At 56.9% G+C, this 19,301-nt stretch carries 11 protein-coding genes and 1 pseudogene; 2 read left to right on the forward strand and 10 right to left on the reverse strand.

The genetic code is table 11. The features are described from left to right. Positions 1 to 7 precede the first annotated feature (7 nt). The 4 genes from XH90_RS36830 to XH90_RS36845 all read right to left on the reverse strand — a co-directional run bounded on the left by XH90_RS36830 (position 8) and on the right by XH90_RS36845 (position 4,586). Complete coding sequence (locus XH90_RS36830; RefSeq protein ID WP_232995603.1) at positions 8 to 559, reverse strand: hypothetical protein; 552 nt, start codon at positions 557 to 559, stop codon at positions 8 to 10. A gap of 839 nt (positions 560 to 1,398) precedes the next feature. Further along, a complete protein-coding gene (locus XH90_RS36835; protein WP_164934142.1) occupies positions 1,399 to 2,214 on the reverse strand; it encodes an NAD(P)-dependent oxidoreductase in 816 nt (271 codons plus the stop codon). Between the two features lie 102 nt (positions 2,215 to 2,316). Then, positions 2,317 to 2,988 carry an HAD family hydrolase gene (locus XH90_RS36840; protein ID WP_128929761.1) on the reverse strand — a complete coding sequence of 224 codons (672 nt, stop codon included), beginning with the start codon at positions 2,986 to 2,988 and terminating at the stop codon, positions 2,317 to 2,319. 8 nt (positions 2,989 to 2,996) lie between these two features. After that, on the reverse strand, positions 2,997 to 4,586 hold the full coding sequence (locus XH90_RS36845; protein ID WP_232995602.1) for a hypothetical protein: 1,590 nt from the start codon (positions 4,584 to 4,586) through the stop codon (positions 2,997 to 2,999). A 1,002-nt stretch (positions 4,587 to 5,588) separates the two neighbouring features. On the opposite strand from XH90_RS36845, the gene XH90_RS36850 reads away from it, so the two are divergent. After that, positions 5,589 to 6,794: a pyridoxal phosphate-dependent aminotransferase gene (locus tag XH90_RS36850; protein WP_128929760.1), complete on the forward strand. Its 1,206-nt coding sequence runs from the start codon at positions 5,589 to 5,591 to the stop codon at positions 6,792 to 6,794. Positions 6,795 to 8,022: 1,228 nt separating this feature from the next. Here XH90_RS36850 and nodU read toward each other — a convergent pair. The 4 genes from nodU to XH90_RS36870 form a co-directional block, all read right to left on the reverse strand. Beyond that, the gene (nodU, locus tag XH90_RS36855; protein WP_128955098.1) at positions 8,023 to 9,735 is read right to left on the reverse strand and encodes a nodulation protein NodU; all 1,713 of its coding nucleotides are present in this window, start codon (positions 9,733 to 9,735) and stop codon (positions 8,023 to 8,025) included. A gap of 946 nt (positions 9,736 to 10,681) precedes the next feature. Further along, positions 10,682 to 11,380 carry a hypothetical protein gene (locus XH90_RS36860; RefSeq protein ID WP_128929758.1) on the reverse strand — a complete coding sequence of 233 codons (699 nt, stop codon included), beginning with the start codon at positions 11,378 to 11,380 and terminating at the stop codon, positions 10,682 to 10,684. Positions 11,381 to 12,273: 893 nt separating this feature from the next. Next, positions 12,274 to 13,056 (reverse strand): enoyl-CoA hydratase-related protein, encoded by a 783-nt coding sequence (locus tag XH90_RS36865; RefSeq protein ID WP_232995601.1) that lies wholly within the window; start codon positions 13,054 to 13,056, stop codon positions 12,274 to 12,276. A 227-nt stretch (positions 13,057 to 13,283) separates the two neighbouring features. Continuing rightward, complete coding sequence (locus XH90_RS36870) at positions 13,284 to 14,546, reverse strand: CaiB/BaiF CoA-transferase family protein (RefSeq protein WP_128929757.1); 1,263 nt, start codon at positions 14,544 to 14,546, stop codon at positions 13,284 to 13,286. A 202-nt stretch (positions 14,547 to 14,748) separates the two neighbouring features. Here XH90_RS36870 and XH90_RS36875 point away from each other — a divergent pair. Beyond that, positions 14,749 to 16,185, forward strand: a pseudogene (locus XH90_RS36875) (aldehyde dehydrogenase family protein). Positions 16,186 to 16,234: 49 nt separating this feature from the next. Here the strand turns inward: XH90_RS36875 and XH90_RS36880 are convergent. Together XH90_RS36880 and araD1 are read right to left on the reverse strand one after the other, a co-directional pair. Then, positions 16,235 to 17,590 (reverse strand): PLP-dependent aminotransferase family protein, encoded by a 1,356-nt coding sequence (locus XH90_RS36880; protein WP_128929756.1) that lies wholly within the window; start codon positions 17,588 to 17,590, stop codon positions 16,235 to 16,237. A gap of 64 nt (positions 17,591 to 17,654) precedes the next feature. After that, complete coding sequence (gene araD1, locus XH90_RS36885; protein ID WP_128930170.1) at positions 17,655 to 18,647, reverse strand: AraD1 family protein; 993 nt, start codon at positions 18,645 to 18,647, stop codon at positions 17,655 to 17,657. Between the last annotated feature and the right edge of the window lie 654 nt (positions 18,648 to 19,301).

The following is a 19,301-nucleotide window of genomic DNA, read 5'->3' on the forward strand; positions in this document are numbered from 1 at the left end:
CCTACCCTCATTTCTTGCGTCGGGTTTGCTGCGACGTAGTCGCATGCAAAAACGAGAACCTTGGCATCGACGATGCCTGTTGGCCAAGGCTGATCAACCCCATTTCGTCGCAAATCCTACGCGCAAGAGCCTCTTCGGGCAAATACACAATACCTTCGAGATGCGCTCCAAGTCTCGTCTCTGCCATCGTGATCTCAGAATCCTTGGCAGCAACAAACAGGATTTTGAATCCCAGGCTGGCGAACCATTCCATACGTCGAAGTTCGAGCTCCAGTCCGGAGTTAATTGGCATGCCATCCGTAGCCTGCTCAATGATAGATGCAGGTGGGAAATTTGTGACGCCGGAGATTCTCGCCTCTTTCAGCAAGTCGGCAAAATCCTCCCAACAGGCAAAGGGATCGATCATGACCATCGCCGCGTAGGCGCGAATGGACGCTTGCTTGTCGAGGCTGCGCAAATCTCGCAAAAGACAGTCATTCCAGTCGACGACAGGTAAAGTCGCCATTACGAGCATCGAGTCTGCTGGAAAGCTCCGCAGGGACGGCGCGTAGATTTCCAAGGGCGCGCCTCTAGATGCGGCCGTTAAGCGCGTGGCAAGCTTGCAGCTGACTATACCCATTCTTACCCACCCGGAAGTATCGCCGATGTTATACAATGCTTCAGCCCGGTCTAGACCTCCTATTGTTGAGAATGCTCCGGGAGGAAATTCGTGTCTCATTATTTGGCGGACGGCCAAGCGTCGGTCCCGGATGGAGCCTCGCCTGTAAATGTTTCAATCCGTGCGTGTGAAAGCCGGCGTCACCCTTGTCGGTGGTTGGTTGAAGCTGAAGCAAAAATCACCCGCTGGATCCTTTCGCGGCCACTAAGGGGAAATCTCGCGGCCGCCAGTGATGGGAAAGAGGTGTTCCGCTTCACCGCAACCTTCAATGGTCTGGATCACGCGCAAGCGCCAAAGCCCGTGCCGACCCTCGCTCTCCGAATGCGAGAGTGGCGGCGCAAGTCTCCAGCCTGGTCCAGCGTCTCGTCCGGAATCTCTCCGAACTGGGGGGCACCAGGAAAATCTAATTCAATCGGTAATTTGGTCGCGGTGGTCTCCGGCGTCCTATGTCGATGCGTTGGGCGACCAACTATCCGATTTGTCGCCTGCTAACGATAGCCTTCGGCTCCGCTGGCAGACCGGTTCGTCTGCCTTCCTCCCTCAACTTAAGCCGCTGTTGGAGAAATCTGACAGCGGCTTTTTCTTAAAGGACACTAGGCATCTCATTCATTGAAGCGCGAGTGTCGCTAACGAGCGCGCCAATCCTCAAGGGCGGGACCCTTCCACGCTCTCGGCATTGAAGGAACACGCCCGTACCTCCAAAGGCAGTGAGATAGTAAAATTCGATTAGACCGAAGACTTTATGAGTGAGACAAATGAGGTAGAGTCAGTTCGCCTTTGCCCGAGGCAACCGAGGCGTTTAACTTGTTCGCAGCCGCAGCTAGGATCGGCACCGAAACTACGTTCTCGCCCGCTAGGCGCACAGCGCAATTAATATCCTTTGCGGAATTGGCAATTGAGACGGCCAGAACATCGGGTTTTTCGCCCAACAAAAAGGCAGCGAAGGCTTGGAATATTCCGCTGTTAGTGGAACCGCGGCTGACCAGAGAGCGGAGTGTTACAAGATCAATGTCAAGAGCCTTTGCGAATTGGCAGACCTCTGCTGCGACGGCCGCTATGCCCATAGTCATGCTGTTGTAAACAAGCTTGAGCTTATGACCCTGTCCGACTTCTCCGACATGAAGAACGGTCTCACAAAATGCAGCAAGAATGCCTTCCGCCACAGGAAAGAGCGTCTCGTTCGATCCAACGATCGCATTGAGAAGGCCGAACTCAGCTTGTTCGGGGCTACGTGTTACTGGGGCATCTACAAAACCTAGGCCATGTTCTTGAGCCTGCTCCGCCAGTGTAACTGTCGAAGCAGGATAAGATGTCGTGCAGTCAATTATCAAACCGCCACGGGACATATGGACAAAAAGCCCATCCTGCCCAAGGCACACTGCCTCAACCTCGCGGCTTGACGGTAGGGACAACACCACAGCGCTTACATGTTGCGCCAACTCAGCGATCGAAGGATGTTCACGGGCACCGGCTGAAGCAAATCGATTCGCACCGAAACGATTCTTGTTGGCTTTGATATGCAGTTCAATTTGATGACGCATCAGGCTAATACCCATTCCAGTTCCCATTCGCCCGACGCCGACAAGACCTATTCTCTGTTTCGCAGTGCTAGGACCTGCGTTTGGTGATGATGCCTCGCTGAACATGGTTCATGCACTCTAGAAAAAGCCGTGCCTTTGTAAGATAGGCAACAGCTCATGATGGTTGTTAATCGAATAGTCAGGATTTGCCGCCCGCAAGCGCGAGTCCGAAACAAAACCTCCGGTGATCGATATGCTTATGAGTGCGAGATTGCGTGCGATGTCCATTTCGATCGGCATATCGCCGATGATAAACGTCGACGCCGGGTCGAGGCTGTACTTCTGCATGTAGAGGCGAAGCCGCTCTCCTTTGCTCATCGATTTGTATTGAGTGGCGCGGCTTTCAAAGGCGAGAGCTTCGTTGATGTAGTCATGGATTCCAAGTCTTCTCAATTGGGACCGAAGGGGGGCAACGATATGGTTGCTCACGATGACGGACAAAGCTGCTTCTCGGTGCGCTAGCTCCAGCACTCTACGCGCGCCCTCGCGCAGATCGGCGCGATCCGCAAGTGGTTCATAGGTGTTGTGAAAGACAGCGCTGCCATCGCGATCCACGGCCGCAACCTCGTCCTGCGACATTCCGAGATTGCGATAAAGAAGAGATAGCGGGAGGTCGCAATGTTCCCGAAACGTCTCCATATTGATCGGCGCGTAACCAAAGCGGTTCAGAATAGCATTAGTCGTTTGAAGCAGTGCGTGCGCATCATCGAGCAACGTTCCATTCCAATCAAAGACGAGAACGGGTTTCATTAATGACCTCAAGCGTGAACTGATTGCATGCGGGGAAGATCAGCCACCAATTCGCGCAGATTCCTGTCCGCCCGCTCCTGTCCCGCCCGAGTTGGCATCTCGAATGTAAAGGGTGACAGATCGAAGCTCTCCGGTCTCAGGGGCAGCAACGATTCTAGCAGTGGGAAGGGCAGATACGTTATCGAGGCTGCGTTGATGGATGTCGCGATGTTGCTTTCGATGAGTCTCAAAACGTGGGGTTCCATCTTGTGAAAGCGAAGGCTTTGCGTTCGCTGCTCGGACGGCAGTCGTTTCCAAATCTGCCAGAATGCGAGCTCATCGAGTGTGTTGATACCCATGCCGTAGTAGTTCGGAGCCACTATAGGCGGCGAACCGATCGCCCAATGCACGGCTTTGGCTCCGGCGGTAAGGAGCATGCTCGTGACAGCTCGACTGGTATCGCCGCGAATGAGTGCTTCGTCGACAATTACTACGCTGGTTTTAGTCAGGTCAGTTTCCAGTACTCGGTACTTTTGAGAAATGCGGGACTTTCGCTCGTCGGTCGTGCCGATGAGCGTTCGCTGAAGAAACGTCGTGGCGACCACTTCACGACGCTCGGCGAGCAGCCCGTATTCCGCGAGAGATGCGTACAGGCCATCGGCGAACGGACCACCTGTACGCGGCTTGGAGGAAACGAGTGTGCAGGTAGGATCTGCTTCAGCTTGCAGTCGCTGCGCAACAATCCCACCCAAGGCAGCACCGATATTGTACCGGGTTTCGAAATGTGAATGGCCTTCGACCGACGTATTCGGACTTCCTAAATAGAGAGCTTCGTACGCGCAGAGCCTGGCTTTATGTCGCCCGTTGTGCACGGCACGACTAACGCTGCCCCCCGTCGTTCCGTCCACATACGTTATGTGGCCCGGCGAGATCTGCCGCGTCTTACCCTCGAGAGCGGCAAAGGCACAATTTTCAGAGGCGAAGAGCAAGAACCCGTCATCTGTTTGCATGGTCTCCAACGGTCGCAAGCCGCTTCGATTGCGGTAAGCAATGAGATTTCCGTCTCCGTCCAGGAAAAGCGCGCTAATAGCGCCGTCAATACGATCGTCAATCTCTCGAAAAACGGTTTCGTAATTGGCCGCTAGACCGTGGCGCCAGTAGTGTCGTTCACAACAGCGTTCAATACACTTGAGCAAGAGCTCAGCATCTGTGTTGACGGTTGATCGTTGCTCCTGGGCAAGAAAGGCTCCCCTGAGTTCACGAGCATTGACCAAGGCCTCATCCAGAGAAATGGCCAGATGGCGGCTGGTGCCTGCATTGTTATGAATTGACTGAAGGTCGACGCCATCACTGAGTTCGCGGCATCGGCTACGGACTTGAGCGATTGCAACATGAGGCCGAAAACGCCGATCTTGTTCGTTGGGATCAATGCGCACTGAAGCGCTCGATGACTGAAACGCTCTCCCATATCGAATACCTTGTTTGTGCATGAAAGCCGCAACGCCGACCGCCGCCTGGCCACGAAGCGCAAGTTTCGGGATCATGTGCTCGAGTCGATCATAAACATCCGCCTGCGAATTGCTTGAAGGACAAAAAAACGCAGCAGCAACGCCGGACATGCCTTTACCCCTCTTGTCGAAGAACCGATGTCCCGGCTCGCATCATTGGCGAATGCACCACGGCGTGACGACGTGGCTCTGCTCTCTTTAAGCAAGCGCCGTACCACTCCTCAGACGAGCTGGCTCGCGCTGATGCAACAACGAAGGTCGAGATACGCAAACAGTTTGGCGACCCGCGATGAGCTCCGTGTCCGAATCCCGACATTCTGTCTAAGGTGCGACGAGCTCGTCCGAAAAGTGTCAGGCGCCGACCGTTGGTCTGAGACTCTCACGCTCGCGCGTGGGTACGAGGCAGTGTCCTCACATTAGCGAGCATGACCAATGCGAGTCGCGCCAAGCCGGCCGCGGGGCTTTGCTGGCATCCAGCAGAAGGAAGTATTGCCCGGATGAACTACCAACAATAGTGATTGATCAAGAGATGGTTTCTTGGCAATGAACGGTGGGTAACTGCTGCGGATCACGCGCTGATCGCAAGGCAGATGGGAGGAGGTCGGCAATTAAGATCAACCACAATCGACTATCGTCAACGGGCTAGTCGAGGCGGCAAGGCGGGTCGCAGAACGATCACATGGAGGTTGTGGCGTGTTGAGGCTGAACGCTGCCATGCGCTCGTTGATGAAGACAGGAGCTTCGGCAAGTTGGCAGATGGCACGACTCGTGGCGCGCTCACCAGCCCGCATTGCATGGTGGCGTCCTGCCGAGCGACATCGGGGTCCAAAAGTCGATCTGTTTGTTCCCAGCATTATCGCCGTGCCAATACTACTGAAGGTCGGCTGCGGTTGGCTCTGGTCCGCGTCTTGTGCGTGTTCGGCTTCAATTCCGGAGTAGTCGCAACCACGTGTTGTGCATATTGAGAAAGGGCTTGGTGGTTTCGGTGAACTCTCGGCGGTTGGGAAGAGCTTGTTCAACCCGAAGAGCGATATCTCCGAAACAGATCAAGGAACGTCCGGTCACGCGGCTGGGATCACTTCACAAGCGCGACAACTTTGCAGGAGAGCGCCTATGCCGTCGCGCCCGATGTCCTTCCTTTCTAGATCCCGAAAAGCCGGCCACGACTTAGCCACGGTAGCTGTGATTGGGCGCCGGTTCATTGATCTGGCAACCGACGAAATCGTCGTCGAGCCGTCCTCATCAGTGTGCGAAGGAGCGATGGCTGCGGTCAACGCCGAAGCGAACCGCTATGTCGATCTCATTGGGCTTACGCCCCTTCGCAGGGCCGTCGCCGAAAAGCTCTCGGTCGAAACGCGCGTTGGTTGGAGTGCGGAAGAGATCGTAATCACTACGGGCGCGCAGCAAGCGCTGCTCTATGCGGCCGTGACTGTCCTAGCGCCGGGCGACGAGGTTATCATTATTCGCCCCTGGCGGCCGATATTGCTGTCCCAGGTCGTTCTCGCTGGTGCAGCACCAGTGTTCGTTGATGCTCGCTGCCCGAGATATATTCCCGATATCAGTGCAATCCGAGTTGCTGTCACACCGCAGACGAAAGCTATAATAATCAATTCGCCAAATAACCCGACCGGCGCAGTCTACAATCGAACGATACTACAAGATATCGGCGAACTCGCTATCGAACGCCAGATATGGATCATTTCCGATGAGTGCTACTCGGGACTGGTATTCACTGGTTTTCGTCACCACGAGTCGATCGTCATGGCGCACCCCCGGGTACGTTCGCGGACGATCATAGTCAAGTCGTTTTCAAGGGAGTTGATGATAACCGGCTGGCGCTTGGGCTATTTCGCCGCGCCCGCGCAGCTCGTTTCCGCGGTAAGAAAGCTTCAGAGCCATGCAATCGCAACTCCGAATGTAATCGCGCAGCAGGCGATCCTGCACCACCTTCAAGCCAGCGATGGCAGCTTTGAGGAGCAGATCTATCAGCGTCTTGTCGACGCTCGCAACATAGGTCTTCACATCCTTTCTGATCTACGCGATGTAACTCCATCCCGCGCCGATGGTTCGTTCTGTTTTTATCTCAATCTGAGTCGGCTTTTGTCTGCTTTGCGGACTGAAGGCTCAGTGCGATCTGCCGATGACATCGCACGAGTGCTCCTCGAAGAAGCTAATGTAGGATGTGTTCCAGGCGACGCTTTCGGCGACGCGAACGGCCTACGTCTCTCCTTCGGTGCTCCACCGGAGCTATTGGAGATGGGGCTCAAACGCATCGTCGAGGCGCTCAACGGTCTAAGGCGCGGGCAGCCAGGGACCTAACCGCATCAGAAATGAAGGAATTTGAGCTGAGTGTCCGTCGTTCACCTCATCCATTGCCGCTAAGCGGCGGATAGGGCTTTCGATATCTTGTTAACGGCGAGATTGCTCTATTTCAAAATTAAGCCCTAGCGATGCCGCCACTTCTGGCGATCAATCTCCTGATCTGGTCCGTGATAAGGGCATCGCTGTGAGTCTCACTCAAGAGTCGAGCTCAAAACGTCTAACGTGGGCCAGTCATAAACTGCAAAATCGAACTCGATCCGAACCATAAGAGTCCTTACTAGCGGCGGCGGCTTGTTCCAACGGGGAGCGCAGAGGAAGCTCTGGTGCGGCATAAGCCACGCTCGTTCAACATGGATGGCAATGTAGGGTTAAGCGGTCCTCTGGTTTGCTGCGGCCACAGACAGGTGCAGCAGGACAATCGGCGACGACAGGATCTTCGAGTGCGGACGGCAAGTGAGCTTGTTCGCTTACGATCCGTACATGGTCGGTCGCTGGCGGGGGTTAATCGTGAATCAGGTCTGCCGTCAATTTGAACTGTCACTGCCAGCGCGGCCCAGACGTGCTTTCGTTCATCGGCAGGAGGGATGCTGACCAAGGGACGTTGTCGGTCACCGAGGCGCCGCGTTCGTTCTCGATCCGATCGATGGTACTACCGAAGCACCGAAGCGCGCGAACCCGCCACCTCAACACCATCGCCGAGCGCGCTATGCGAACTTCATTCGTATCAGGTGTCATCCTCTGAGGTCGGGGATCCAGGATGCCCACTCGCACCCTGCTAAGCTCATAGGCCGTTGGTCCTGCGACTGCTGCACCCGAAAAGCAGCCGTACTCTTTTCGGACTCGGATATGCGTCAAGCCATTCCGAACACATCCGCTTACTACAGCGCGTGGATTGTGCTGATCCCGGCCAAAACAGTTGGCGTTTCCCTTGGCAAGCGAGGCCACGTGCGTATTGCGTTGCACTGTCAGATTGCGGCCATGCCGCAACTCTAAGTGATCACGTTGGTGTACTCGTGCCGCCTTACAAAAACTAATCGCTCGCGCCAACTGCGACACAAGTCAAATCCTGGCGGCTGGATGAGGGCGACGCTCAGGGAGGCTGCATTCGTCGCCGGAGCCGCTCTACCGAGTATTACTCAAATTGCGTTGTGCGCCCTCTAGAACAGGCTATTATAGCGCGACAATCTGGTTGGGAAGCACTGTCACTGATTGTCGCGCCGCACGGTTATCGAGCTTTGGTCCACAGTATGCCGTCGCCCCATACGTGCTCGACGCGTCCCCACTCGCAGGCTGCTGCGACATGCGGGAAGAACCCACGTCCATGGTGGTTTGCACTCGTATTGCAAAGCAGCGGAATGCCTGTGAGCTTTTCGTATTCGACGAGAAGCTCGGCGACTTTGTGCTGAGAGGTCCTGCAAATCGTCTGCAATCGCGCCGATCCATCGAGATGTACAACAGCGGGGATTTTGTCCCGCCATTCTGGTCGTGTCTGGTGATCGAAAAGCATGTAAGGGTCCGGTGTTCCGGGACTAAATATATCCGGCGCACGATCCTCTAGGCATATCGGAGCCACTGGCCGGAAGTGTTCGCGAAGTTTGATGTCGTTGAGATAATCCTTCATTCGCGGCGAGGTCGCGGGGGCGAGAATGCTTCTGCTACCCAACGCCCGAGGCCCAAGCTCGGCGCGGCCGGTAAGAAAAATCACGGGCTTGTTGCCGGCAAGAATGGTCGCAAGTTCATGCAGACTACACGGCGCGGCCTTCCATTCGGGGGGTACATCTCGACGTTGCAAGGCTGGACCACTATATACCGACCATTCCAACGGCGAGAAGCCTTTTTCCACCACCATTGCGCAGCAAGCGGCACCGATTGCCGAGCCACTGTCATTCGGAAACGGGGGCACCCAGACGGCATCGAACAGGCCTGTCGCACGTAGTGCGCTGTTCCATTTGATATTGAGACCGCAGCCACCTGCTACGCACAGATTGCGCGCCCCAAGATATGAATGCCGCTGCAAAGCAAGCGCCATTTTGCGGACGAGGAGACGCTCGAGGAAGCAATGAAACGATGCCAGCACATCTTCGGGGGCCCTGGCCTTTAGGTGGCGCGCGCTGGCGTCGAAGAAGTCATGCACAGCCGCAAGCGCGGACTCCATGCTCTCAATGTCTGTACGGAAACTGGCAAGTTTCGTGTCGGCCGCAAAGCGCTCCTGGTAGAGTTCCTCAAAGACCGTGACAATGTTTTCAATGACAGACCCGAGCGCGATATACGCCATCAGCTTGCCGGCTACACCCAGGTTAAGCTTGCCGGCACCGCCCGGGTCCACCTTGCCGGGGCCACCCAGGTCCCAGTTAGCGCGGTTCGCCTGCTTATACGGTCCAAAATGAAGTCCCGCGGCGGCATAGACATGCCCAATCACCGGGAACAGGCATTCGATGAACTGAGCGCCTCGATGTTCTACGTGATAAAGACGTGGAAAGGTGCCGCCGTCCCACACGAGGCAGAAGGCGGGCTGTCCAGCTTTGGCAAAGGGGCTGGTGCAGTATGCGGAGGCTACATGGCCTGTGACGTGCGGATAGCTTCTATAAGGGAAATCGCTGCCATCGAGCCTAAGACCAGAGCCATCGCACGAGGTGAGAAGGCCGTCGGCATGGCGTTCAACATAGGGCGCCCCTTTGAGAGTGATCGGTGTCGTCCCGCTGAGAACCTGGAACTGCGACTCCGCCACCCCCGCCCAGCCATCGATGACGAACTGATCAACTTCTTGCGGATCCAGACCGTGTTCGGTCAAAGCGACGACGATTGCATCGAGGTTGTCGATTGTTTGATACCGCGGATTGTTGCTCCGTTTCTCCTGCTCGATACAAAAGATAAGCCGTCCGTCCTCAACAAGAGCAATCCCGCCGTCATGTGTCAGCTTGATACCGCAGATGCGCATAGTGCCTCCTTGTCTGATGCCGGCAATTCGATTGACAAAGACCGAATCGAACTTAGAAAGATGCGAATAGGAAATCGTCGTGGATCGATTCTGGCACCGCTCGCGCTCGACGTCGGTCTAAGGTTGCATTCCACATACCCACGACCGTCTCGGCACTAGCAGCGTGACCCCAGCGCGGCGATCCGATTACTAGATGCCGCACGTAGCGCAGTGCACGATCTAGACCAATGCAAATCGCAGGAATCCCTCGCGGTTTCTCGGCCGACTCTCGCGTTCGCAAACTGCTTGGCGGGTTCCTGACATCAGACGAGTGTGTTTTCGGACAGAAGCATGCGCTACGCCAATTGGGAGGTGCTATCCGACCTACCGCCGCGAACTGGACTCGGCGGTCGGTTTGGCTTCTCCGGTCAACAGCGGAAGTACCGCAACACGCAGATCATTGATGCATCGATCATCGAGAGCTACCGCGTGCAGGCCAAGCGGACGAAGGAATTTGGCCGACTCGGCGCGATGTTGACGTCGACGGGCGGCTCGAGGTGCGCAGCCTCTCCAAATTTATTGTCGTCGTCGGCGCACCTGTCGAGGCCTTGCGTGACGTGTCGCTCATGGCCAGCGAATTCGTTGTACAGCCTGGCCTTGAAGTCCGTAAAGAGCCAGGGCCTCAATCTAACGTTGTTGTCGAGAAAGCTTGGCGATCGTCGATCAAGTAGCTAGACGGCCCGCAGCTTGTAACTCCAACACAAAGACTTCGAGCCGCCGTATCGCGCGGCAGCGAGGCACGGGAATTGCCAAGCCGCTCCAGCCAGCAAATCACCTCTATCGCCATTTTTCCACCATTGTGAACCCATTCATATTTCTGAGATCAACATTTTAGTGGTCTCACGTGCGCGAGCGAAGACCGCCGACTAGATAGGCATGTTGGTCGCGGGAAAGTTCGGTTGACTCTTTAGTACTTTTCAAATCCCACCATTTTCATGGTCCAGCGGCTGACACCCCCCTTGTCGTCGCGATGAATGAACATCTTCCTGATTGTAGTCTCGAGGTTTCTACGCTCGATCGCGGGCAGGAACGGAATGTCGAGCCGACGTGTCTGAGCGAATTTCTCAACTACGGTCTCAGTTGAATTGCAGGAAGGCAATCGTGCGGCAATCCCGTGCGTGGTATGTAGATCCTCGATAAAGTAGAAACCGCCAGGCTCGACGATGGGAAACAGCTTCGCTAGAGCAAGCTGCTGGTGATAAGCTGCGTGCGAAGCGTCATCAATGATGATCCTTACGGGCGGGAGCGAGTTCGCTAGGCGTTCCAGGGCTACCGTATCGCCCATGTCAAGGCGCTCGAAACGGAACCGGTCCATCTTAAAGGCGCTGAAATCGGCAACGTCGCATCCGATGATCTCGGCTTTGGGAAAGAACTCCAGCCACATCTTAATAGACGGAATGTCGTCAACCTTGCGACCGACCACTACATCGGGATCGAGAGAGCCGTTTCCGTGTTGTAATCCAATCTCGACCATCGTGAAAGGTTGCTGGCGGAATTCTTCGAACAGAAAAGAGTAGAAGCTGGTGTAGCCGTGGGCGTCGCCTACCTCATTCCCCTTGTCGGTTCCGAGGGCATTAGCTCGCTTGGTCAAATTCGGTGCGCTCATTGCAGCATTTCCTATTCTCGGATGGAGCATTACACGGCGGGTCAGCTTCTGAGTTCAAGAAGCATACCAAAACCGTCAGTCTGAGTTTCCTTCTTATTCTCATCTGGCACGTGTCTCAGGTAGAACGGGTGTGTCGTGACTCCGACAGTGCGCCGCATGCTCCTTCTCGGTTCTTTAACGCGTCCCCCACGTGCAAATGCGGCGGCTGATGGTGACTCCGCCCACCGCCCCGACAGCGGCAGTGTGGTAGCCTCTCCCGGCATCTGCACCCCTCGCTACGGCTCCAACAGCGCGATGGGATCTCGGGGGATCACGAGTCACGTACTGGCGTTTGCGCTGAGTGACCGACGGGCGCTGGAAGGTCACAAGTTATTCCAAGAAACCGGTAGCCGCTTTGAGATGTATTACTGCAACCGCACAGATCCGCGCGAACGAGTAAGGTCGACGGTCGCAAATGCCGCATCGTCTTAGTCGCCTTACGACTGAGCTTCGACTGGCTCGCCTCAATCGACTAGATCCAACTGGGCACCCTCTTGTCTGAAGCATATACGGCGCGGCGGTCTGTATTTCTCCTTCCTAGCAGTCCCGATATTCTCAGCCGGGACAATCGTACCCAGAATATCTAAGTACCGATGCAATTCGACCATTGCGACCAGAAGCAAACCGGCGGCCAGCTTTAGCTCAGAGCGACGCGGTTGCGCCGCCGATTGAACTCGTGGCTCTCGCCGGGAGCGAAGATGACAGGGTGATCGAGACGATCAACGATGATCCGGCTAGGCCATCGTAGCTTCCAATGCCTCAGCACCACAAGCAGCCCGACGGCTCTCGTGCGGCGCTCGCAAATCTGCTCGCTTTGTATTGTGTTCCTAAGAGCAGAATTCTGCAAAGGGGTTCTATTTCCCCTGGTAATTTGGGGGCCGCTTCTCGAAGAAAGCGTCCATCCCTTCCTGCTGATCAGAAGTGGTGAAAGCAACCCGGATCGCTTGCCGTTCAAATTCCACACCGGCATCGAGGTTCGTTTGATAGGCGGCCAGAACGGCAGCCTTCGCAAGCTCCGTCGATCGAGGCGGCTTCTGTGCGATTATTTCCGCAATCTCGAGCGCGCGTGCCCGCGCCTGGCCCGTTTCTGTAACCTCGGAGACCATTCCTGCCTGCATTGCGGCACGGGCCGAAATTGATTGGCCAGTGAGGATCATCAGCATGGCAAGCGATTTGCCCGCCACGCGTGTCAACCGCTGGGTTCCGCCGTCACCCGGCAAAACGCCGATGTTGATTTCAGGTTGACCGAAGAGCGCGCCTTCGCCTGCGATAATGATATCGGCCAGCATTGCAAGTTCGTGACCGCCCCCAAGACAAACGCCCTCTACGGCAGCTATGATCGGCTTGAGACAGTTGGTGAGGTCGCGCCAATCATTGCGTCGGGCGAGATTGTTAATGGCCTCGAAGCCGCGTTGTTGCATCTCCTTGATATCCGCGCCCGCGCAAAAGAACGTGTCGGTGCCGCAAAGCACGATGCAGCGGACGTCCTCATCCAAAATTGCGTCTCGGCAGGCCGATGCAAGTGCCGCGATAAGCTCATTGCTCAGGGCATTTCGCTTCGCCGGCCTGTTCATGCTCAGCAGGCGGACGTGCGGGAGAGGGGAAGTGGATAGCACGAGTTCGGATTTTTGGATCACGAGAGAATTCTTCCTGGAGAATGGGAGAAGAACCAGAACTTCTTCTCGACTTGGATCGGGATGCACCTTGCGTAAGCTGGCTTGCAGCGAGCTTCGGAGAGATCATTGCGTTGCACACAATTCGCTGCCATTCATCCGGGCAAGCTGCCGAGGACCCGAGGTTGATATGGTTGCTATCGTGCGAGCAAGGCCAGGAAAAACAGACACCACATTGTGGTTTGGGCGGGCTATCCGAAAGCCTTTCTGCTTCGAGCCTCCTGAATCGCCTGCTCCGAGAAGCCAAAGGAAGTCAGGACCTCCTCGGTAGCGGCACCGATCGGCGCGGGGTGAATCCGGACGGCTGGAGGTGTGCGTGAGAGCCGGACTGGCAGTCCGGCGAGCGAAACGACTCCTCGCCCGGGTACCTCAACCTGCCACATGATGCCGTTTTGGCTTGCCTGAGGGTGGCTGATCGCTTCTGGAATTTCATTCACAGGTGAGCAGAGCAGATCCACGGAAGCCAGACGATCGAGTACCTCCGAAGTGTTCAAGGTCATCAAAGCCGGCGCACAATATTCCTGAATGGCGGTCAGATTTTCGATCTGCTTTTCGCGTGTAGCGAGTTCAGGCCGCGTGCTTATGTCCGGTAGATCGAGCGCCTGGCAAAGCAGGCCAAGCGGGTTGTCGCGAAAGAGCATTACAACGGCTACCCAACCGTCCGCGGTCCTGACGAGCATCGCCTGACGCGTCCAGTCGGTTTTCACACCATAGATGCTCTCGCTGGCGATTTCGCACAGCTGCATAGCGAGCGAAACATCGAACAGCGACGTCGACACCAGTTGTCCCCGGCCCGAGGTCTGGCGTTCGATGACGGCGGCAAGAATGCCCTGGACGAGCGACATCGCCGCGCCATAGTCGACAATAGGAGAGTTCGTCAGCTGCGGAGGCTGGTGCTCCTGCAGTCCTCCCCGTGCCAACCCGCTAAATGCCTGCGCCAGCATGTCCTGGCCCGGACGATCTGCAAGCGGACCTGTTTCCCCGAAACCAAACCCCGCAGCATAGATGAGACGGGGATTGCGTGTGCTAAGATCCTTATAGCCGAGGCCCAGCCGCTCCATCACGCCGGGGCGGAAGTTGTGCATCAACACGTCAGCGCGGTCGACCAGGGTCAGCAAGATCTCAAAGGCGGCCGGGTTCTTCAAATCCAAGGCGAGTGTCCGCTTGTTTCTGCCCATCGCAGCGTAATACGCGCTCATCCCGCCGACGCGGGTGGCCTCAAAATCAAGCCCGCGCGTGATGTCACCTTGGGGACGTTCGATCTTGATGACGTCCGCGCCAAAATCCCCCAACACCTGTCCTGCAAGCGGCACCTGCATCACCATGCCGACTTCCAGAACGATCAAGCCGTCAAGGGCGCCACGCGCTACGGAGGCAGTTGCTTTATCGCTCACGACAGGCCTTTCCCTCAGATTGGAACGCTCGATACTATGCCGCGCGATCGTCGCCGTCAAGATTACTATATCCCATTATAAAATTGATATATTGCAATGCGCTGCGAAACCGGCTTTGAATGCGATTGCCGAATCGAGGCGCCGAACAGGCGTTTGGGCCAGCACCTGCCGGAAAGGGGATCACTCCCTGCCGCCGAAAAGCAGGTGCCGACGCAGTTGGACGTCCTGAGACGTTCTGCAAGGCTTGGTGACGGGGGGCCTGATGACGAAGAACTACATCGCCGGTGAATGGATTGCGGCAGCCAAGGCAGTCGCGAACATCAACCCGTCTGATACTCGCGACATCGTAGGCGAGTACGCCCAAGCCTCTGTAGAAGAGGCGAAGCGTGCGATCGATGCGGCCCATGGCGCCTTTCCGGCTTGGGCGCGTTCGACGATCCAGAGCCGCCACGACGTTCTGAAAGCCGTGGGTGACGAGATATTGGCCCGCAAGGACGAACTCGGACGCCTGCTCTCACGTGAGGAAGGAAAGACCTTGCCGGAGGGGATCGGCGAGGTCGCTCGCGCCGGCCAGATCTTCCATTTCTTCGCGGGTGAGTGCCTGAGGCTGAGCGGCGAGAAGCTGCTCTCCGTGCGAGCCGGCATAGACGTTGAGATGTCCCGCGAGCCGCTCGGCGATCACGCCATGGAATTTTCCTATGGCCATTCCGGCCTGGAAGATCGCCCCGGCACTGGCCTATGGCAACTCCGTCGTGTTCAAGCCTGCAGAACTGGTCCCCGCCTCGGCAAACGCCCTTTGCGACATCATTGCGCGCGCCGGCGTTCCCCCCGGCGTCTTCAACCTCGTCATGGGGAGCGGCTCGGTCGTGGGCGAAACAATGCTCGCCAGTACGAAGGTGGCCGCGATCTCCTTCACCGGCTCGTTGTCGACCGGCCGGCGCATTGCCCAAACCTGCATTTCTGCCGATCCCATGAAGAAGATGCAGTTGGAGATGGGGGGCAAGAATCCAATGGTGGTGCTCGACGACGCCGACCTAAAGGTGGCCGTCGAATGCGCGATCAACAGCGCCTTCTTTTCGACCGGCCAGCGCTGCACGGCCTCATCTCGCCTCATCGTGACAGATGGCATTTACGACGCCTTCCTGGCAGCTATCACGGAAAGGATGGATGCGCTGGTCGTGGATGACGCCTGCAAGCCAGGAACGCAGATTGGGCCGGTGGTTGATCAGAAGCAGCTGGAGCAAGACTTGATGTACATCCGCCTCGGCCAGGACGAGGGGGCCAAGCTCGTCGCTGGGGGCGAGCTATTGAAACGCGATGCGCCCGGTTTCTACTTGTCGCCCGCGCTGTTTGCAGAAGTCGACAATCGGATGCGGGTCGCGCGCGAAGAAATTTTCGGCCCGTGGCAGCACTGATCCGGGCGCGAAATTATGACGAGGCCCTTGAGATCGCCAACGACACCCCATTCGGACTATCTTCCGGAATCTGCACCACAAGTCTGAACTATGCCAGCCATTTCAAGCGCAACGCGGAGGCTGGCATGGTGATGGTCAACCTGCCGACGGCGGGCGTCGACTATCACGTGCCCTTCGGCGGCCGCAAAGGTTCGTCCTATGGATCACGTGAGCAAGGGCGCTACGCTGCAGAGTTCTATGCGACTGTGAAGACAGCCTATGCGTTTGATGGAGGTCCACCATGAGCGTGATGGCGGCCGCCTGAAAGCGCCCGAGTTGAACAGTTCTGCACGTTCAGATGATTGACATGCTGGCTTCGTTGCCGACTTCGAGCGAAGCTGCGACCTGGCGGAGCGCCCATTCGAGATCTTCGATGTTTTCGGGAACGCCGATCGATATCCTCAGCCCCGAGATCAAGGAGGGATCAACCACGAGCGCCGAGGGCGGCGTTGTGATGACGCCCCGTTGCAATGAACGGGCTGCCACCTGTTGAGCAATGTCGCTTGGCAGGTCCATCCAGATGTGAAAGCTGGCCGGATGATCTGCACGTATATGCGGCCGGAGGATTTGGGAGGCAAGCTTCACGCGCTTCTTCGCCTCCTGGACCAGAGACTGCTTCACGCGCGCGGCTGTTCCCGTGCGGATCCATTCGGATACGATGAAGGTTGAAATCGGCGAGGCCATCCAGCAGGTCGCGCGCATAGATTGATGAATCTGCGAAAGATAAGGCTCGGGCGCGACGAGCATTCCGATGCGCAGACCCGGCGCCAGGCACTTCGACAGCGTATTGACATAGAAGGTCCGCTCCGGCGCCAATGAGGCGAGCGGCTCGCTGGTCTCGTCCAGGAAGCCGTATGCGTCATCTTCGATGATCAGGATGTCCCGCTTACGCGCGATCCGCACGATCTCTCGCCGGCGTGCCGCGCTCATGATTCTCGCGGTTGGGCTCTGGATGGTGGGAATAGCAAAAAGCACCCGCGCTGCCCCGCTTGCCGCCGCTTTGTCGAAAGCGCCCGGCAGCAATCCTTCGCCATCCATCGGCAGCCCGATAAGGTCGAGCTTTGCGAAATGAGCATAGGACTTCATGCCGTGATAAGTGCCGGCCTCGACGAAGACTTTGTCACCAGGCTGGCAGATCGAGCTGAAGGTCAGCGCTATCCCGTGCTGTGCTCCATTCGTAATAACGAGGTTGTCCGGATTGGCTTCGAAGCCCGATTGACGAAATAGGCCGGCGAGCTGGGCCCGGTGTTCGGCAACACCAGAGTGGGAGAGGTATCCCACGTAGTCGGAGATGTCAGCCGTTGGAAACGTAGATGGGCTCTCAGCTAGCACCTTGGGCAGTAACGCCGGCCCTGGGATGTTGAGGCTGAGATCGACAACCTTGCCACCGGACGCAGGGGTCGGCCTCTGTGACGCGACAAACGTCCCGCGGCCGACGTGCCCCAGAAGCAGGCCGCGCCGTTGACCTTCTGCATAGGCCTTGATGACCGTTCCGACGCTGAGGCCGATCTCCTCTGCCAAATCACGCTGGGTAGGCAGCCTTGTTCCTGCCGCAAGAGTTCCTGCCGCGATGTCGTGTTCGATGGCCTCGACGAGCCGGACGAACAGGGGAGCGGTGCCAGCCCGCAGGTGAGGGTGCCATTTCTGCATTTTGATTGCTTATCTCAGAATACCGCGCTTTCGCTATCCCAATTTTTGGTCCACCAGATCAAGCTCATAGCGGCCGCACCCTCACGATCTCTGTTTGCTTTTCCTCGATGAGCGAGTTGCGCAATGGCCGCCCGAAAGCCGGAGATTCGATCTCGAAAGCGTCACCGCCGCGCAGCTTGACGCCGGCCGAAAAGCTTAAGGCGCTCGCGCCGAAGAAATAGACGTGGACGTCGCCGGGCCGACGAAACGCGCGGTATTTGAAGTGATGGTGCTCAAGATTCTCAATGGAATGAGACATGTTGTTCTCGCCCGAGATAAAGCTTCCGGACCAGATCGCTTCGCCAGCTCGCAAGACGCGGACCGTTCCGGATACCTCGTCCGGAAGATCGCCCACGAGGAGTTCGGGACCATAGGAGCACTGGCGCAGCTTTGAATGAGCAAGGTAGAGGTAGTTTCGCTGCTCCATCACATGATCGGAGTATTCGTTGCCGAGGCAGAAGCCGACACGCAGTACGTCGCCTCCCTCGCCAATGACGTAAAGCCCTACAATTTCGGCCTCCTCGCCCCCGTCTTCAGCATAGGACGGCAACGTGAGGGGTTGCTCAGGTGCGACTGCCCAGGAGCCATCACCCTTATAGGCCCACTCTGGCTGGACCCCGATGGATCCCGGCGGAGGCTTTCCACCGTCCAGGCCAAGCTTGAACATCCGCATTGAATCGGAAAGTTCGCCTGCGGCCAATTTCGCGTGCATGGCGTCGCGCGACTCGGCGCTACCGAGGTGCGTAAGTCCAGTCACCGCGATCATGCAACGCGAAGGATCAGCGTGGTCGAGAGGCGGCAACAGCCGCTTCTCGCGGATGATCGCATCGTAATCGACCTTCTCTCCGAAGCCGCACCTTTGGACGCATTCGGCAAGCGATAGCCGGGAGCGGGCTGCCTCCAAGGCTAATTCGCGTACACTTGTCCGATTGTTCACGAGCACAGGGACCCCGTCGCCCGCCTGGAGCGCAGCGACATGACGAGAACCGTTCAGAGATACAAATTGGATGAGGCGCACGAGATCCATTCCAGGTGAGAGCCAGCCGCGCTGATTGCGGCAAAGCCAGACTGACATTCAAATTGAGATAGGTCAATGTGCTTGGCTAATCGGGGGTGCCAATATTTCATGAGCGATTTCAGTCGTATAGATGTATCAATCCTTCAGCTAGAATGATGGCTACCAGATTGATATATCCTAATTGTATTTGAGATAGTCTATTGCTTGACATTGGCCCGTCATTGTGATGGTCTCGCTCGATATTGGGCTAGTGCACAGAGATGCCGGCCGTCATGGGAGACGAAGCGGTGGAGGCGATTTACTGGTTTCATGGGAGGAGCGGCTGGGCTGGCGATATTGCAGTCCATGCCAAGCTTCTCGCCAGCCCGCGCCCTTTACAACCATCCCTCTCGCGCTCGCGCGAGCCCCTTTGTCTTTCCGCGCAAGTCCTTGTGATCCAAGCGGCGGCCCCGAGACGATCTCATCATTCACCTTTTCCAGGTCAGTTCGGCTTACGTAAGCAGATACTCGATCAGCTCGCATCGTTTGCGCGGAAAAGTAGGAAACGTTCGCCTCGCCAAGCCGAGCGGACGTCTCAGCGCGGAGGAGTTTGTCCGCCTGCCTTGAATCGAAAAACTTAAGCGTCCCGCAGAAGGGCGCATTGCTACAGGAGGG

The organism is Bradyrhizobium sp. CCBAU 53338, from assembly GCF_015291665.1.
Lineage (GTDB): Bacteria > Pseudomonadota > Alphaproteobacteria > Rhizobiales > Xanthobacteraceae > Bradyrhizobium.

Excerpts from the sequence above, each read along its gene's own strand:
- XH90_RS36835 (WP_164934142.1), bottom strand. The coding sequence starts at position 2,214 with ATGGGTATTAGCCTGATGCGTCATCAAATTGAACTGCATATCAAAGCC.
- nodU (WP_128955098.1), bottom strand. The coding sequence starts at position 9,735 with ATGCGCATCTGCGGTATCAAGCTGACACATGACGGCGGGATTGCTCTT.
- XH90_RS36850 (WP_128929760.1), top strand. The coding sequence starts at position 5,589 with ATGCCGTCGCGCCCGATGTCCTTCCTTTCTAGATCCCGAAAAGCCGGC.
- XH90_RS36860 (WP_128929758.1), bottom strand. The coding sequence starts at position 11,380 with ATGAGCGCACCGAATTTGACCAAGCGAGCTAATGCCCTCGGAACCGAC.
- XH90_RS36880 (WP_128929756.1), bottom strand. The coding sequence starts at position 17,590 with ATGCAGAAATGGCACCCTCACCTGCGGGCTGGCACCGCTCCCCTGTTC.
- XH90_RS36840 (WP_128929761.1), bottom strand. The coding sequence starts at position 2,988 with ATGAAACCCGTTCTCGTCTTTGATTGGAATGGAACGTTGCTCGATGAT.
- XH90_RS36845 (WP_232995602.1), bottom strand. The coding sequence starts at position 4,586 with ATGTCCGGCGTTGCTGCTGCGTTTTTTTGTCCTTCAAGCAATTCGCAG.